We start from the raw sequence: 16,736 nt of genomic DNA, 5'->3' as shown, positions 1-16,736 counted from the left end.
AATGACAATGTCGTCACTTTTGCCTCCAGCGCAGGGAGCCGCCTTTGACGAACACCGTTCACCGAGGTTCATCCATCGAGTTCAGGAAGGTCCGCAAGACCTATGGCAGCTTCGTTGCGCTCGAAGAATTTTCCATGACCGTGGCGCCCGGCGAGTTTATGACGCTGCTCGGCCCCAGCGGGTCCGGCAAGACGACGGCCCTGAACTGCCTGGCGGGTTTCATCGATATCGGCGAGGGCGACATCCTCATCGATGGCGTGTCGATCGCGCGTGTGCCGACCGAAAAGCGCGGTATCGGCATGGTGTTCCAGAATTATTCGCTGTTCCCGCACCGCACCGTGATGGGGAACGTCGCCTTTCCGCTTGAAATGCGCGGGATGGGGAAAGCCGAAATTCGCACCCGTTCGCTCAAGGCGCTCGAGATGGTGCGGCTCGACGGGCTCGCAGACCGGATGCCGCACGAGCTTTCCGGCGGCCAGAAGCAGCGTGTCGCCTTCGCGCGCGCCGTCGTCTTCGAGCCGCGTGTTCTCCTGATGGACGAGCCGCTGGGAGCGCTGGACCTCAAGCTGCGCGAGACGCTGCAACTGGAGATCAAGCAGTATCAGCGCCAGATCGGCTGCACGGTCATCTACGTCACGCACGACCAGGGCGAGGCGCTGACGCTTTCTGATCGGCTCGCGGTGATGGAAAAGGGCTTCATCAGGCAGCTCGGCACGCCGCAAGACCTTTATGACCGGCCGAGCTCGCGCTTCGTGGCGGAGTTCATCGGGTCCAACAACATTTTCAAGGTTCTGGGCTCGCAAGGCGCCAGCGTCTCCATGGAAGGCATCGGGCCGATCGAGATCACGGGGCGGGCGCTGCCGTCGGCCGGCTATGTGGCGCTGCGCCCGGAGCATATGCGCCGCACGCCTCAGGGCCGCGTGGTGACGCGCCTCGAACAGGCTGTCTTCTTCGGCAACTCCATCCGTTACGTGCTGACCGGCGCGGACGGAAAGGAAATCTCGCTCATCGAGCCGCGCACCCAGGGCACACAGATGCCCGAGCCCGGCTCTGAGGTGCGGTTCGATTTCGACGATGAGAGCCTGATCTATCTGCCGGAGTGATCCGGAGAGCATGGGGAACTGAACAAGGTCCAAAAGGAATGTCACATGGCTAATCTGACAAGACGTGCATTCAATATCGCAGCCGCTTCCACCGCGCTGGCCGCAATGACCGCCCGCGCATACGCGCAGAGCGACGTGACGATCGTCGTCAACGGATCAGGCGGTTCGCTGGCGGAAGTGCTGAAGAAGCTCTTCGAAGACCCGTTCACGGAGGCGACTGGCATCAAGGTGCGCTCCACTGCGCCCGTCAGCCTGCCGAAGCTGAAGGCGATGGTCGAGTCCGGCAATGTGGAATGGGACCTGACCGAACTGAACGGCGACGATGTCGTGCTGGCGACCGAAGCCGGCTGGCTCGAGCCGATCGACTACGCGATCGTCGATCCGAAGAACGAACTGCCGGAGGTCGCAAAGCTGCCGACCGCGATGGTGCGCGCATCCTACTCCACCGTGATCGCCTTTCGCACCGACCGTTTCCCGGCCGACAAGCTGCCCAAGACGTGGTCCGATTTCTGGGACGTCGAGGCGTTCCCCGGACCGCGCTCGCTGGAGAATTCGCCAAAGGGCAATCTCGAATTCGCGCTTCTCGCCGACGGCGTTCCGCTCGACCAGATCTACCCGATCGACGTCGATCGCGCCTTTGCCAAGCTCGACGAGCTGAAGGATCACATTCCGGTCTGGTGGGACAATGGCGCCCAGCACGTGCAGCTTCTCGTCGATGCCGAGGTCAACATGACCTCATGCTGGAATGGCCGCATCACGCCTTTGAAGGACGAGGGCAAGCCCGTCGACATAAGCTGGGACGGCGGCGCGTTGATGCTGTCCTATCTCGGTATTCCGAAGGGGGCCAAGCATCCGAAGGAAGCGATGGAGTTCATGAAGTTCCGCATGGATCCGGTCGCGTCCGCCGCGTTCGTCAAGGTGATCCCGTATCCGGGCTTCGTCCCGGGCATGATGGAGCTTCTGGAGCCGGAATTCGTCGCCACGCTGCCGACGGCGCCGGCCAATGCGGAAGTCCAGTTCCCGTTCAACTCGGAATGGTGGGCGAAGAACCTCGAAGAGGTTCAGAATCGCTGGAACGAATGGCTGCTCATCTAGGCTGACGGGTCCAAATCCATGATCATGAGAAGGCCGACCCTCCTGCTTCTGCTCGCACCGGCTGTGTTGCTGGCCGGCCTTCTTTTCGTGCTGCCGCTCTTCGGCGTGATGCGTCTCAGCATCTTCGACGAGAGCGGCTTCACGCTCGGTCCCATTGCGGAACTCGTCAATTCGCGCGTCGCGGTCGTGGTTCTGGAGCGAACCTTCGTGCTCGCGGCATCCGTGACCGCGATCTGCCTGATCCTGGGCTATCCGGCCGCATATTTCATGAGCGGGCTGAAACCGAAGACCAGAGCTTACGTGACCTACCTGATCCTGCTTCCGTTCTGGATCAGCATCCTCATCCGCACCTACACCTGGATCGTCATCCTTGGCCGCGAAGGCATCGTGAACAAGGGCCTCGGGCTGCTTGGCGTCGCGCCGGTGCAGGTGCTCTACACCGACCTTGCCGTGCACATCGGCATGGTGCAGATTCTGTTGCCGATCGTCATCATCACCTGTCTCGCGGCAATGCTCGACATCGAGAAGGACCTGATGAAGGCCGCGCGGTCGCTTGGTGCATCGCGGTCGCAGGCGTTCTGGAAGGTGTTCTTCCCGCTGAGCGTCAGCGGTGCGGCGACCGGCGGGCTGATCTGCTTCATTCTGAGCCTCGGCTTCTTCGTCACGCCGGCACTTCTGGGCGGACGCCGCAGCATCATCATCGCGAACCTGATCGACCTGCAGGTGCACCAGACGTTGAATTGGGGCTTTGCCGCCGTTCTCGCAACGGCGCTTCTGGCAGTCACGCTGACATGCCTGGGGCTGTTCTGGCTCGTCATGCGCAGGCGCGTCGAATTCACCGGCGCGGGGCTTGGCCGATGAGACGCGCGCTTGCAGTCTATTTCGTCGTGCTGACCGGCTTCCTGATCCTGCCGCTGATCTTCCTCGTTCCGATCTCGCTGTCCGAGAGCCAGTTCCTGGAGTTTCCGCCAAGCTCGCTGTCGCTGCGCTGGTATGCGGCCTTCTTCCAGGATCCGACGTGGGTCTCGGCCGCGGTCCTCAGTTTCCGTGTCGGCATCGGCGCGACGGCCGTCAGCCTCGTCTTCGGAACGCTCGCCTCGATCGCGCTGGTGCGCGGGGATTTTCCGGGGAAGGGCGTTCTGACGGCGATCTTCATCGCGCCGCTGATCCTGCCGACGGTCGTTCTGGCGCTTGCGCTCTACATCGTGTTCCTGCGCTGGCAACTCGTGGATAACGTGTTTGCCCTGACGCTCGCGCACGCGATCGTGGCGATGCCCTATGTCGTGATGATCGTCTCCGCCAGCCTGCGGCGGTTCGACACGACTATCGAGCGGGCGGCGCGCGTTCTTGGGGCCGGGCCGGTCAAGGCCTTCATGCTGGTGACGCTGCCCTATCTGGTGCCGTCGATGTTCGCAGCCGGCATTCTCGCCTTCTTCGCATCCTTCGACGAACTGATCATCACGCTCTTCATCTCCGGCGGCGCGCAGACGCTTCCCGTCCGCATCTGGAACGATCTGGGGCTGAAGCTCGATCCGACGGTTCCAGCCGTCGCCGTGATGCTGACCGCGCTCAGCATCGTCGGCATGGGCATCGGCGAGCTGATCCGTCGGCGAAACGAACAGCGCTATCAATCCGCAACACCTCCCGAGGCGTGACATGACCGTGGACGCAACCATCACCAAGGACAACTGGCCCGCTCTCGCCAAGGACGTTGAACGCCTCGTCAGCACGATCGAGGCGACGGCTCTGCCGGCGAACATCTGGGCGCTGGTGAACCAGGCCGTCTCAGCCAATTCCACCAAGCTGATGTGGACATTCTTCGAGGAGGCCGAGGACCAGACCGCCACCTATGCTGACGTCAAGGCGCGGATCAAGCGTACCGCGGCCGCGCTTTACGCAGCCGGTGTGCGACAGGGCACGCATGTGGCGGTGATGCTGCCGAACATCCCGCAGTTTCCGGCGACCTGGCTTGCCATCGCCAGGCTGGGCGCGGTGATGGTGCCGGTGAACATCAACTATACCGGGCGCGAGCTGCACTATGTGTTGACGGATTCGGAATCGACGTTTCTCGTCATCGATGCCGAATGCCTGCCGGCCTATGCCGCCTTGGGAGACGAAGCGCCGCTCGGCCCCGATCATCTGCTGGTGGTCGGCGATGCCGAGACCGGACGTTCGCTGTGGGAGTTGCAGGCGAGTGCGCCCGATCTTCCCGCCGGCCTGCCCGAGCCGGCGATCGATGATCTCGTCAACATCCAGTACACGTCGGGCACGACCGGCTTTCCGAAAGGCTGCATGCTCACCCATCGCTACTGGCTGACCCTGTCGCTGGTGGCTGAAATGCGTGGGGGCCAGGACGAACAGGCGACGAACATCCTTGCAGCCCAGCCTTATTTCTACATGGACCCGCAATGGCTGACGCTGATGGCGATGCGCGCCGGCGGCCAGATATTCGTCGCGCGCCGTGCAAGCTCCAGCCGCTTCATGGATTGGGTGCGCGACTACGACATCCACTACTGCCTGTTTCCCGAAATCGTCTACCAGCTTCCGGAAAGCGAACGCGACGGCCAGAACAGCCTCAAGCGTATTTCGATTTTCGGCTTCGACAAGGAGCGTCATGCCGATCTCGAGCGGCGCTACAACACGGTTGCGCGTGAATCCTTTGGCATGACGGAGGTCGGTTCCGCGCTGTTTTTGCCGCGTGAAGCGACGCATATGGTCGGGTCGGGCTCCTGCGGGCGACCATCGCCTTTCCGCGAGGCAAAAATCGTCGATGCCGAGGGCAACGAGGTGGCCGTCGGCGAGGTCGGCGAGCTGTGCCTGCGCGGGCCTGGTATCATGCTCGGTTACTACCGCAAGCCGGAGGCAAACGCGTCGTCCTATTTCGGCGACTGGTTCCGGACCGGCGACCTGTTCTGGAAGGACGCGCAGGGCTTTCACTACATCGTCGGCCGTCTCAAGGACATGATCCGCCGCAGCGGCGAGAACATCGCCGCGCGCGAGGTCGAGGCCGTGCTGCGCGAATTGCCGGGCGTGCTGGAGGCGGCGGCCGTGGGCGTCAAGGATGCTTCGCGTGGCGAGGAGGTGAAGGCCTACCTCGTCCTGCAGCCCGGAACGACCCCGCAGGACGTGCCGCCCGAAGCCATCTTCGAGCACTGCAAGACGCGGCTCGCCGCCTTCAAGATTCCACGCTTCCTGGAATATCGGGACTCGCTGCCCAAGACCCCATCCGAAAAAATCGCCAAGCAGAAGCTGGTTGCCGAGAAGCCCGACCTTCGTGTCGGCAGCTTCGATCGCGTCGCCGGCGCTTGGCTCTGAACACAGAGAGGTTGATTCAATGCCGATAGAATACGAGCGCAAGGGCAAGGTCGGATATTTCACGATCCGCAACGGAAGCGTGAACCCGATGACGCCGGCGATGCACAAGGAACTCTACGGCCATATGCTGGAGTTCCTCAACGATGACGAGGTGAATGTCGGCATCATGCAGGGCGCCGGCGACCGCGCCTTTTCGGCCGGCGACGATATCAAGACGGAGTACGCCAAGTTCGATACGCCGATGGAGGAGCTGAAATACTACCTATCTCCGAAGCATCGGACCGAAACGAAGGTGCCCGACACGTTCACGTGGTCGCGCGATGTGCTGGCGCTGGAACGCTACAAGCCGATCATCGCGGCCGTGCGCGGCTACTGCTACGGCCAGGGCATGATCTATCTGAGCCATCTGACCGACATTCGCGTCGCGTCCGAAGATGCGAAGTTCGGCTTTCCCGAGATCGCCTATGGCATGGGCGGGGCAGGCGGCTCGACGCGCCTCTCGCGCTTCATCCCGCACACGGTTGCGATGGAAATGCTGCTGACCGGCGATCCGCTGACTGCCGAACAGGCGCTGCGGGCGAATCTGGTCAACGCCGTCGTTCCGGCGGATCAGGTGCTGGCGAAGGCCGAGGAGTATGCCGACCGCATCGCGCGCCACCCGCTTATCGCGCTGCGCGTCGAGATGGAAGCCTCGCTGAAGGGCATGGATATGTCCAGGCAGGGAGCGCTCGACCACTCGAAGAACCTCTACCGGATGCAGCGTCTGGCATATGGCGGTGAAGAGCGCGTCGAGGATTTCCTCTACAAGTCGCCGGCAAAGTAGCGCCGGCAATCCTGGAGGCACGCGATCGCGATCGCGTGCCCATCTCACCCGAGTCCCGGCAGCCACAGCGAAATCTGCGGCACGAAGGTAAGAAGCATCAGCACGGCGAGAAGGGTTGCGATGAACGGAATCGCTTCCTTGATGAACTTGCCGATACTCACACCCGTTATGGTGCAGGCGACGAACATGAGCGTCCCGAGCGGGGGCGTTATGCCGCCCATCGTCAGGTTGAGCACCATGATGATTCCGAAATGCACCGGATCCACGCCAAGCTGAAGGACCACGGGCACGAGGATCGGCGTGAGCAGGATCAGCAGCGCCGTGCCTTCAATGAACATGCCGACCACAAGCAGCAGCAGATTCAGCAGAAGCAGGATGACGATCGGATTCTCGCTGATGCCGATCAGCAGGGATGCCGCTTTGGCCGGAATACCGACCCATGACATGTAGAAGCCGAGCGCATTCGCCGCGCAGATGATCAGCATGATGCCGGCCGTCGCCAGCACCGTGTCTTTGACGACTGTCACGAAGCTCGACCTCGTGAACTCGCCATAGATGAGGCCCACGATGGTCGTGTAGACTACGGCCATGGCGCCGGCTTCGGTCGGCGTGAACAGGCCGAAGCGGATGCCGCCGATGATCCCGACGGGGATCAGCAGGGCGAGCCACGCGCCCTTGAAAGCGCGCCAGCGTTCGCCCCAGCTTGCGGGCGTTGCCCGGCTAGGTAGATAGCCGCGACGGCGCGAGATGATGTTGACGGTGATCATCATCGCGACCGCAAGCAGGAGGCCGGGCACGATGCCGGCCATGAACAGGTCCTTGATCGATACGTTGCCCAGGAAGCCGTAGAGGACGAGGCCGATCGCCGGCGGGATGATGACTGCAATCACCGACGAGCTTGCGGTCAGCGCCGCGGAGAAACCCTTGTCGTAGCCCTGCTTGACCATCTCGGGCACCAATAGCTTCGACTGCATCGCGGTGTCGGCATTGGCCGATCCCGACATGCCGCTCAAAAGCGTGCTCAGCATGACGTTCACCTGGCCGAGGCCGCCTGTCATGTGTCCGGTCAGCGTCTCGGCAAGCTTGAGCATGCGTTGCGTGATCCCGGCCTCGTTCATGATCGCGCCGGTGAGGATGAAGAAGGGCACGGCGAGCAACGGAAAGGACTGCGTCGAGGCGACGAAACGCTGCACGAAAATCTGCATCGGCATTTCGCCGGAAAACAGGAAGAACGAGATCGCGGCGATACCGATCGCGAAGGCGACCTGAACGTTGAGGGCCAGAAGCGCGAGCAGGATGAAGATCGGGAGATAGTCCATCATCACAGGCTCTCGATCTGCTCGTCGGCTTGCGGGAATATCCCGCCACCGCGGCTTCGCAGGATCACCACGAACTGCGCGATCGCGTGGCCGCTCATGATCAGCAGCGACAAAGCGATGCCGCCATAGACGTAGAAGAACGAGATGCGCAGCACCGGGGAGGGACGGTTGCTGGCCTGACCGGCGAGCGTGTAGGCGAGGTATGTCGTGTAGACGAGAAAGGCGACGACGAGCGCGCCGGCGCAGATTGCGATGAGCTTGCGGATGCGCGAGGGGAAGAGGTCGACGACGAGCGGGATGCTGATCAGCATGCCACGGCGCAATGCGGCGGCGGCGCCGAAGAAAACGACCCATGCAAAGGCGATCGCCGAGAGTTCCGTCGTCCAGGTGGCTGGCTGGCTCAGAATGTAGCGGGTCAGCACGCCCCATATGACGCTGCCGACGACGACCGACAGCGAGAGGCTCGCGACGACGATATCGAGTTCCAGCAAAAGGCGTCTCATCATCGATGGCTCCTGTCGCAGTGACGCGTTTCGGCGTCGGTTGACGGCTGATGAAGAAAGCCGGCCCTCGCGGACCGGCTTTGAATGGCTGTCAGGCTATCAATCAGCGAGGATGGCCTGAATGTCCTGATGCAGGCCGGGTGTCCAGTCCGGAAACGCCTCATAGACCTTGCTGGTCGCGGTCTGGAACGCGGCGACGTCGATATCCTGGACCACCGTCACGCCTTCGGCCTCCAGACGCTCAACGAACTCGTTCTCCGAGTCGATGACGAGGTCCGTCATGAACTCGCCGGCCTCGATGGACGCCAGCGTGAGCGCTTCCTGAACCTCCGGCGGATACGACGCGAAAAGATCGGAATTCATGACGAGGCCGACGAACGCCTTGAAATGGCCGGTCATCGAAACCGTCTTCACAGGCTCGTAGAGCTTGGATGCATAAAGTGCTGCAAGAGGGGCCTCGGCAGACTGCACGACGCCGGTGGACAGGCCGGTATAGACCTCGCTCCAGTCGAGCTGGACGCCGCGTCCGCCCATCGCACCAATCGTCTCGATCCACATGACGTTGGGCGGTACGCGGATGCTGAGACCGCTCATGTCGCCGGGATTGCGGATCTCGCGATCGGAAATGACGTGACGCGCACCGAAGAACCAGTTGGTCGAGAGAAGCTCGAAGCTGGCAGTGTCGCGCAGCCGCGACTTCATGCCGTCGAAAAGGTCGGATTCGAGGATCTTGGCAAAGTCCTTGGGATCTTCCAGCAAATAGGGTCCGTTGAGGACGCCGAAATCCGCGACATAGTCGGAAAGGTATCCCGGATCGGAATTCTGGATCACCGGCGCGCCGATCTTGACCTGCTCGTAAACTTCGAGCGCGGCGCCGAGTTCGCCATTGGGATGGATCGTGATCGACACCTGATCGCCAACCCGCTCCCGAACGCGCTCGACGAAAAACTGCATCGCCTTGTAGATCGGCTCGCCGGTCGACGAGACCGTTGCCAGCCGCAGGTTGATGTCTGCTGCGCTGGCGGAAACCGTTGCAAGTCCCAATGCGCCGGCTGCGGCAATTATCCTAAAAGCGGTCACGATCTACCTCCCTGAAAACTGACTTTCGAACCCCGTCGGGTCGGGCCAACTGAAATGGACATCCTCCCACAGATGGCACCCCGGATTGGGTAACATCCAATCCGGTAATGCATTCATAAATGAATTGCAACTTTATTTGTGGGTGAATTGGGTGGATTCGGCCGCGTTCTTAACCAGGGATCGAGCCAGTCAATTGAGCGAAGCTGGTTGCAAAAAGAACTCATATGTGAAAAATGCATTTATAAGAGAAGATATGGGAGGAAGGATTATGGTTTTCGCGCCGGTCGAACAGGTGTCGCCATGAGCGTTGCGTCTTCCGTCGGCGTTTCGTCGACGCGGCCTTCCGACATGCCTTTGGACCACGCCGAGATTCCCGTCTGGAACTCCGAGAACTGGTTCTACGAGGACTGGCCGGTGGGTCAGAAGATCAGATCGCTGCGCCGGACGATTTCCGAGGGCGAGAGCCATTCGTTCAACAATCTGGTTCTCGACATCCACCCTTACGTGCAGGACGAGCTTTTCGCGCAGCGGGAGGGCATCTTCGACAAGCGGCTCGTTTCAGGCGCGTTCGTGTTTTCCGCCGGGCTGGGACTGGTGGCGACCAACTGCGTCAACGCCTTCTCCTACGGTTACGACAAGCTGCGCTTCATCAAACCGGTCTTCATCGGCGACACGATCTACAGCATCCGCACGAACCTCGACCGCAGGCCGCGCTACCCGCAAATGGGGCTCATCCGCGCGAGCTACGAGGTGTTCAAGGGCGAAGGCGAGCTCGTCCTCTACTGCGAGCATCTGCAAACCGTAAAATACAAGAACCCGGCCGATTTCGTCGGCAAGACCGAGAAACAGGACTGATGACTGCAGATACCGATTTGCCGCTGGCTGGCCTCGTCGTGGTGGACATGAGCCAGTTCCTCTCCGGCCCTTATTGCTCGCTGCGCCTGCTCGATCTTGGAGCGCGGGTGATCAAGGTCGAGCGGCCGGACGGAGGCGACCTGTCTCGCCGGCTCTATCTCAGCGATACCGAGATCGGCGGTGACTCGACAATCTTCCACGCCATCAATCGCGGCAAGGAGAGCCTTGCGATCGACCTGAAGAACGAAAGCGACCTTGAGGCGCTTCGGACGCTTCTGGGAAAGGCCGACGTTCTCATCCAGAATTTTCGTCCCGGCGTGATCCAGCGTCTGGGGCTGGACTACGAGGCCGTCAGCAAGATCAACCCCCGTATCGTCTATGCGTCCATCAGCGGCTATGGCGAAAGCGGCCCATGGGTGAAGCGGCCCGGCCAGGACCTGCTTGCACAGTCGCGTTCCGGCCTGATGTGGCTGAATGGCGACGAAGGGCAGGGCCCGGTTCCGTTCGGCCTTGCGGTCGGTGACATGCTCGCGGGGGCGTCGGCTGTCCAAGGTATCCTCGCCTATCTGGTCAAACGCGGCATCGGCGGCAAGGGTGGGCACATCGAGACCAGCCTTCTGGAATCCCTGGTGGATTTCCAGTTCGAAGTGCTCACGACCTATCTCAATGATGGTCGCCGCCTCCCGAAACGCTCGAATTTCAGAAGCGCTCACGCCTATCTGTCGGCCCCTTATGGTGTGTACCCCGCCAAGGACGGGTTCCTCGCCATTGCCATGACGCCGATCTCCCGGCTTGCCGACCTGATGGAACTGGACGAACTGGAACCCTATCGCGATGCTCCTGCATCGTGGTTCACCGGTCGCGACGACATCAAGGCGATCATTGCGGCGCGCATCGCGACCAGGACGATCGACGAATGGCTTTCGCTCCTCGAGCCCGCCGACATCTGGTGCGCGAAGGTCCTCAACTGGGAGGAGCTTCTGGAAAGTGAGGGCTTCCGGATCCTCGATATGCTTCAGACCGTGGAGCGGGACGACGATGTGTCGATCCTCACCACCCGTTCGCCCATCCGCGTCAACGGCGTCCGCCCGAAAGTCAGCCGCGCCGCGCCGCGCATTGGCGAGCATAGCGAAGCGATCCGCGCGGAGTTCGCGCTATGAGCGGCGTGAAGCTGAAGGGCATGACGTGGAGCCATCCACGCGGATACGACCCGATGGTCGCCTGCTCGGCCGAATGGCTGCGCATGACGGGCACGCACATCGAATGGGACAAGCGGTCGCTGCAGGATTTCGAATCCTACCCGGTCGATGAACTGGCCCGCGCCTATGATCTGATCGTGATCGACCATCCGCATGTCGGACAGATCACCGGCGAGGGATGCCTGACGCCGCTGGACGTCGATGGCCGCGAGCCCGAACGCATAGCACTTGCTGATGGCAGCGTCGGGAAATCGTACCCGAGCTACAACTGGCAGGGCAGGCAGTGGGCGTTTCCTATCGACGCTGCGACGCAGGTCCAGGCGTACCGACCCGATCTGCTCGACAGGCCCGCATCGACATGGCGGGAGGTACTCGATCTGGCGCGCGATGGAAGAGTGTTACTGCCGCTGCGCGCGCCGCACTCGCTCATGACCTTCTATACGCTTGCCGGAAACATCGGCAGCCCGTGCAACGGCGACACACAGGGCGATCTGGTCGATGTCAATGCCGGGGCGAGGGTCGTTGCGATGATCCGCGAACTCGCCGATCATCTCGATCCCGAATGCTTCGACATGGACCCGATCGACGTTTCGGAGCGGATGGCGGCCGAGGGATCGCGGATCGCCTGCTCTCCACTGATCTACGGCTATGTGAACTACTCCATCGACGGGTTCCGTCCGCATCGCCTTGCGTTCACGGACATGCCGGTGACGGGCAGTAACGGTCCCGTTGGCTCGGCGCTTGGTGGGACGGGCATAGCGGTCTCCGCTTTCTCCAGAAACCGCGATGCGGCGATCGACTTCGCCTACTGGGTCGCAAGCGCGGATACGCAGCGCGGGCTTTTCGTCCGCTCCGGCGGGCAGGCGGGTCACGCGGCTGCCTGGGAAGATCGCGCCGCGAACGACGCCAACGGCAATTTCTACGTGGATACGCGAAGGACGCTCGAAGGCGCCTGGCTGAGACCGCGCCACGACGGTTACATGCGCTTCCAGCAGGAAGGATCCGACCTGCTCAATGCAGGATTGCGGGGCGGGAATGATCCTGCCCTGCTCGTGAGCGAACTCAACGCCCTGTTCAGAGGCAGCTTCGGCTGACGCTCAAAAACAGACGTGACGGCCAGGCCCGGGCTCTTGGCACTACGGGGCCTTCGGGAACTCCGAACCGGCGAGGCTCGACAGGCGCCCCGCAGTATCCAGCAGAAGCTGGATGGTGCCGGAGATGTCGGGCGCGGCAGGCGTGTTCACCAGCGTGATGTAGGGAACGGTCAGCGCCGCGATTGCGCGCCCATCCGGCCCGAGGATGGGGGCGGAGAGGTTGAACACGCCGGCCGTCTGCGCGCTCGCCATCATTTCGTAGCCGCGATCCCTGATCTGGTCGAGGCGGGACGTGAAGTCCGGCGAAATGACGGGCGGCTCTCCGCTGCCGGAATCCTCGGCGACCATCATCAGACGTTCATCCTCCCTGCGAAACGCAAGGAGGACGTGGCCGGAACCGGTGTCGAACAGGCTGATATGGGAGCCGACGCGAATGGAGATGCCCCAATATCCGGGTGCTTCCTGCTGTGCGATGACGACAGCCGCGCCGCGATCAAAAACGACGAGTTGGTTCGCTTGCCGGGTTTTCTCGGCAAGTTCGCGCATCAGCGGCGTCGCATAGGATGCCAAGCGGCGCACGGGGGCATGTAGTTGGGCCAGACCGAACAGCTTGAGCGTCAGCGAAAACCGGTCGCCGTCGATACGGGTCACGTAGCCGCGCCGAACGAGCCGGTCGAGCATCCGGTAGAATTCGTTGGGGCTGCGGTCCAAACGCTTGGCGATTTCGGCCTGGGTCAGCCCGCCATCCACGCTTGCCAGCAATTCCAGAATATCGAGACCCTTGTCGAGGGCCGGGGCGCGGTAGCGGTCCTGCTCTTCACTGTCCATTGTGCGCTCTCTGGTGAATGGTCGATTTCATATACGCACTATGGTCCTGAATGAAAAGACTGGTAACTTGACAATATGGCTTGCCAGATGTTTGTATATAAATGATCTACTCATTTATAAGAGAAGATAGGGAGGGTCGCTTGGAAACCGCATCCGGAAGCAGGCGTCGTCATGCGTATGTGGCGGCTTTGCCCTCGCCAACCCTGTCTGTGGAGCGCTGACCATGGCGAAGATCGAGAAGATCGAATTCCGCATGGTCAATCTCGACCCGATGGTCGTCCGCACCGATGCGATCCAGAGTTTCGTCCGGCAGGAAACGCCCATGGTGACGATCACCGACGCCGATGGCGCGGTCGGCACGGGCTATAGTTATACGATTGGTACAGGCGGGGCGTCGGTCATGCGGATGCTGATCGATCACTTCGCGCCTCTACTGCTGGGCCGCGATGCGGATCGGATCGAGGCCATCTGGCACGAATTGGAATTCGCCACGCACGCAACAACGATCGGGGCGATCACGTCGATCGCGCTGGCGGCCGTGGACACGGCGTTGTGGGATCTCCGGGCGAAGAAGCAGGGGATGCCGCTCTGGAAGCTGGCGGGCGGCGCCAGGGATCGATGCAAGCTCTACACCACCGAAGGCGGCTGGCTGCACATCGAGACGCAGGCTCTGGTGGAGGACGCGCTCGAAGCCAAGGCGAAAGGATTCACAGGCTCCAAGATCAAAATCGGCAAGCCGCACGTCGCCGAGGATCTGCGCCGCCTGCGCGCGGTTCGTGATGCCGTCGGCGACGATTACGAGATCATGACCGATTGCAACCAGGCATTCACCGTGGATGAGGCGATCCGGCGGGCGGAGCGCTTGGCCGATCTCGACCTCGCCTGGATCGAGGAGCCGCTGCCGGCGGATGACATCGAGGGCCATGTGCGTCTTTCGAACGCGACAAGCATTCCGGTGGCCGTCGGGGAGTCGCTCTATTCGATCCGCCATTTCCGCGAATACATGCAGCGCGGTGCCTGTTCGATCATCCAGGTGGATGTGGGGCGCATCGGCGGCGTCACGCCATGGCTGAAAGTGGCGCATGCCGCCGAAGCGTTCGACATGCCGGTGTGCCCGCATTTCCTGATGGAGCTTCAGGTCAGCCTCACCTGTGCTGTCCAGAAGGGCAAATATGTCGAATATATTCCGCAGTTGAACGAGGTGACGACTTCGCGGCTGGAAATCAGGGATGGCCATGCGATCGCTCCGTCGGAGCCGGGGCTTGGAATTGCATGGGACTGGGATGCGCTGCGGCGTCGCAGCGTGGGCGAGTTCACGACCGAGGTGACGGCGCGCTCGATCTGAATTCGCCGCAACAAACATGGCGGGGCGGAACTGCCGCCTCCCGCTCTACACACCAATGACAGGATGACAGCAGGGACGATGGAACAGACGCAATATTTCGAGGACTACGAGATCGGGTTTTCGCGCACGACGATGGGTCGGACGATCACCGAGACCGATTTCGTCGTCCATGCGGGTCATACGGGCGACTTCTTCCCGCATCACATGGATGCGGAGTTCATGAAGACGACGCCGTTCGGGGCACGGATCGCGCATGGCACGATGGTCTTCTCGATCGGCATCGGCCTCACCGCCACGGTGATCAACCCGGCGGCGTTCTCGTATGGTTATGACCGCTTGCGCTTCGTCAAGCCCGTCTTTATCGGCGATACGATCCGCACGCGGGCGACGATCCTTTCGAAGGACGACGATCCGAAGCGGGCCGACGCGGGCCGCGTCATCGAGCGGTGCGAGGTGATCAACCAGCGTGACGAAGTCGTTCTCGTGACGGACCACATCTATGTCGTCGAGCGGCACGCACGCGCTGCCTGACCTCTTATCAAACAAGGAACACACGATGACATCTGGCCTTCAGGGAAAAACCGCTTTCATCACGGCCGCAGGGCAGGGGATCGGCAAGGCGACGGCGCTCACTTTTGCCGAGGCCGGCGCAACGGTCATTGCCACTGACATCAACGAAGATGCGCTCGCGCAGCTCTCAAGCGAAGCCTCCATCAGAACGTTGAAGCTCGACGTTCTCGACGACAAGGCGGTCGCTGCCGCGTTCGCGGAAATCGGCGCGGTGGATGTGCTCTTCAACTGCGCAGGCTTCGTTCATCCGGGCTCGGTGCTCGAGATGCAGGACGGGGACCTCGATTTCGCTTTCGACCTCAATGTGAAGTCGATGGTCCGTACGATCCGTGCAGCGCTGCCCGGCATGATCGATCGCGGCGAGGGCTGCATCATCAACATGGCCTCCGTCGCGTCGAGCATGAAGGGCGTTCCCAACCGCTTCGCCTATAGCGTGACCAAGGCTGCCGTCATCGGCCTGACGAAATCGGTCGCCGCCGACTATGTGGCGAAAGGCATTCGCTGCAACGCGATTTGCCCCGGCACGGTCGAGAGCCCCTCGTTGCAGGATCGGATGCGCGCGCAGGGCGACTACGAGACGGTGCGCAACGCCTTCAAGGAACGCCAGCCGATGGGCCGCATCGGTAGGCCTGACGAGATCGCCGGATTGGCGCTCTATCTTGCCGGCGCGACCTACACGACAGGCCAAGCCTACGCCATCGACGGCGGCTGGACGATCTGATCCGCACCTGAAAGGACACAACGAATGAAATTGTTACGTTATGGAGACGCTGGCGCCGAGCGTCCGGGACTTCTCGATGCCGAGGGCCGGGTCAGGGACCTCTCCGGCCATGTCACGGATATTGCAGGTGTGGCGCTCGATCCCGACGCGCTGGCGCGATTGTCCGCGCTCGATCCGTCCACGCTGCCGCTGGTTGACGGCAACCCGCGCATCGGTCCGTGCGTCGGCGGTGTCGGCAAGTTCATCTGCATCGGTCTGAACTTCTCCGACCATGCGGCCGAGACAGGCGCGGAGGTTCCGTCCGAGCCGATCATCTTCATGAAGGCGACATCCGCGATCTGTGGCCCGAACGACGATGTGCTGATTCCCCGCGGATCCGAGAAGACCGACTGGGAAGTGGAACTCGGCGTCGTCATCGGCAAGACCGCGAAATATGTCAGCGAAGGTGAGGCGCTGGGCTACGTCGCCGGCTATTGCACCGTCCACGACGTCTCCGAGCGCGCCTTCCAGACCGAGCGCCAGGGACAGTGGACCAAGGGCAAGTCGGCCGACACGTTCGGGCCGATCGGGCCCTGGCTCGTGACCAAGGACGAGATCGCGGACCCGCAGAATTTGCCCATGTGGCTCACGGTCAACGGCGAGACGATGCAGAACGGATCGACGCGCACCATGGTCTATGGCGTCGCGCATCTGGTCTCCTATCTCAGCCAGTTCATGTCGCTTCGTCCGGGCGACATCATCTCGACCGGCACGCCGCCCGGCGTCGGCCTCGGCATGAAGCCGCCACGCTACCTCAAGTCCGGAGACGTGGTCGAACTCGGCATCGAGGGACTCGGCACCCAGACGCAAAACGTGCGCAACGACGCCTGATCGGCGGGACACGGCA

The 16,736-nt window shown here is 62.1% G+C and carries 17 protein-coding genes; 13 read left to right on the top strand and 4 right to left on the bottom strand.

Annotation, left to right across the window (positions count from 1 at the left end; genetic code table 11):
- Positions 1 to 44 precede the first annotated feature (44 nt).
- Genes AAFN55_RS17040 through AAFN55_RS17015 form a run of 6 tightly spaced genes read left to right on the top strand, consistent with a single transcriptional unit; the run spans position 45 to position 6,336 of the window.
- Complete coding sequence (locus AAFN55_RS17040; RefSeq protein ID WP_347800018.1) at positions 45 to 1,103, top strand: ABC transporter ATP-binding protein; 1,059 nt, start codon at positions 45 to 47, stop codon at positions 1,101 to 1,103.
- Between the two features lie 45 nt (positions 1,104 to 1,148).
- Complete coding sequence (locus tag AAFN55_RS17035) at positions 1,149 to 2,198, top strand: ABC transporter substrate-binding protein (protein WP_347800017.1); 1,050 nt, start codon at positions 1,149 to 1,151, stop codon at positions 2,196 to 2,198.
- A gap of 18 nt (positions 2,199 to 2,216) precedes the next feature.
- The gene (locus AAFN55_RS17030) at positions 2,217 to 3,059 is read left to right on the top strand and encodes an ABC transporter permease (protein WP_347800016.1); all 843 of its coding nucleotides are present in this window, start codon (positions 2,217 to 2,219) and stop codon (positions 3,057 to 3,059) included.
- Entirely contained in the window at positions 3,056 to 3,853 is a 798-nt protein-coding gene (locus AAFN55_RS17025; RefSeq protein WP_347800015.1) for an ABC transporter permease, read from the top strand. Before AAFN55_RS17030 ends, AAFN55_RS17025 begins: the two co-directional genes overlap by 4 nt.
- Position 3,854: 1 nt before the next feature.
- On the top strand, positions 3,855 to 5,513 hold the full coding sequence (locus AAFN55_RS17020; RefSeq protein WP_347800014.1) for an AMP-binding protein: 1,659 nt from the start codon (positions 3,855 to 3,857) through the stop codon (positions 5,511 to 5,513).
- Between the two features lie 19 nt (positions 5,514 to 5,532).
- Positions 5,533 to 6,336: an enoyl-CoA hydratase/isomerase family protein gene (locus AAFN55_RS17015; protein ID WP_347800013.1), complete on the top strand. Its 804-nt coding sequence runs from the start codon at positions 5,533 to 5,535 to the stop codon at positions 6,334 to 6,336.
- A 44-nt stretch (positions 6,337 to 6,380) separates the two neighbouring features.
- Here the strand turns inward: AAFN55_RS17015 and AAFN55_RS17010 are convergent, their stop codons facing one another.
- From AAFN55_RS17010 to AAFN55_RS17000, 3 genes are all read right to left on the bottom strand, one after another.
- On the bottom strand, positions 6,381 to 7,658 hold the full coding sequence (locus AAFN55_RS17010; RefSeq protein ID WP_347800012.1) for a TRAP transporter large permease: 1,278 nt from the start codon (positions 7,656 to 7,658) through the stop codon (positions 6,381 to 6,383).
- On the bottom strand, positions 7,658 to 8,161 hold the full coding sequence (locus AAFN55_RS17005; RefSeq protein ID WP_347800011.1) for a TRAP transporter small permease: 504 nt from the start codon (positions 8,159 to 8,161) through the stop codon (positions 7,658 to 7,660). Before AAFN55_RS17005 ends, AAFN55_RS17010 begins: the two co-directional genes overlap by 1 nt.
- Positions 8,162 to 8,257: 96 nt before the next feature.
- Positions 8,258 to 9,238, bottom strand: a complete 981-nt coding sequence (locus AAFN55_RS17000) for a C4-dicarboxylate TRAP transporter substrate-binding protein (RefSeq protein ID WP_347800010.1) — start codon at positions 9,236 to 9,238, stop codon at positions 8,258 to 8,260.
- Positions 9,239 to 9,538: 300 nt separating this feature from the next.
- Between AAFN55_RS17000 and AAFN55_RS16995 the strand changes: the two genes are divergently transcribed.
- Genes AAFN55_RS16995 through AAFN55_RS16985 form a run of 3 tightly spaced genes read left to right on the top strand, consistent with a single transcriptional unit; the run spans position 9,539 to position 12,386 of the window.
- Entirely contained in the window at positions 9,539 to 10,093 is a 555-nt protein-coding gene (locus tag AAFN55_RS16995) for a MaoC family dehydratase (RefSeq protein WP_347800009.1), read from the top strand.
- Complete coding sequence (locus tag AAFN55_RS16990; RefSeq protein ID WP_347800008.1) at positions 10,093 to 11,253, top strand: CaiB/BaiF CoA-transferase family protein; 1,161 nt, start codon at positions 10,093 to 10,095, stop codon at positions 11,251 to 11,253. The genes AAFN55_RS16995 and AAFN55_RS16990 overlap by 1 nt, the downstream gene beginning before the upstream one ends.
- Positions 11,250 to 12,386: an extracellular solute-binding protein gene (locus AAFN55_RS16985; protein WP_347800007.1), complete on the top strand. Its 1,137-nt coding sequence runs from the start codon at positions 11,250 to 11,252 to the stop codon at positions 12,384 to 12,386. The genes AAFN55_RS16990 and AAFN55_RS16985 overlap by 4 nt, the downstream gene beginning before the upstream one ends.
- Positions 12,387 to 12,428: 42 nt before the next feature.
- Here AAFN55_RS16985 and AAFN55_RS16980 read toward each other — a convergent pair whose 3' ends face one another.
- Positions 12,429 to 13,214 (bottom strand): IclR family transcriptional regulator, encoded by a 786-nt coding sequence (locus AAFN55_RS16980; protein ID WP_347800006.1) that lies wholly within the window; start codon positions 13,212 to 13,214, stop codon positions 12,429 to 12,431.
- 223 nt (positions 13,215 to 13,437) lie between these two features.
- Here AAFN55_RS16980 and AAFN55_RS16975 point away from each other — a divergent pair, with 223 nt between their 5' ends.
- The 4 genes from AAFN55_RS16975 (at position 13,438) to AAFN55_RS16960 (ending at position 16,720) form a co-directional block, all read left to right on the top strand.
- Complete coding sequence (locus AAFN55_RS16975) at positions 13,438 to 14,559, top strand: mandelate racemase/muconate lactonizing enzyme family protein (RefSeq protein WP_347800005.1); 1,122 nt, start codon at positions 13,438 to 13,440, stop codon at positions 14,557 to 14,559.
- Between the two features lie 78 nt (positions 14,560 to 14,637).
- Positions 14,638 to 15,090, top strand: a complete 453-nt coding sequence (locus AAFN55_RS16970) for a MaoC/PaaZ C-terminal domain-containing protein (RefSeq protein WP_347800004.1) — start codon at positions 14,638 to 14,640, stop codon at positions 15,088 to 15,090.
- Between the two features lie 25 nt (positions 15,091 to 15,115).
- Positions 15,116 to 15,850: an SDR family oxidoreductase gene (locus AAFN55_RS16965; RefSeq protein WP_347800003.1), complete on the top strand. Its 735-nt coding sequence runs from the start codon at positions 15,116 to 15,118 to the stop codon at positions 15,848 to 15,850.
- A 24-nt stretch (positions 15,851 to 15,874) separates the two neighbouring features.
- Positions 15,875 to 16,720 (top strand): fumarylacetoacetate hydrolase family protein, encoded by an 846-nt coding sequence (locus tag AAFN55_RS16960; protein ID WP_347800002.1) that lies wholly within the window; start codon positions 15,875 to 15,877, stop codon positions 16,718 to 16,720.
- Positions 16,721 to 16,736: the final 16 nt, after the last annotated feature.

The sequence above is a fragment of the Mesorhizobium sp. CAU 1732 genome (genome assembly GCF_039888675.1).
GTDB lineage: Bacteria > Pseudomonadota > Alphaproteobacteria > Rhizobiales > Rhizobiaceae > Aerobium.
This window is presented reverse-complemented; position numbering and strand designations above follow the sequence as displayed.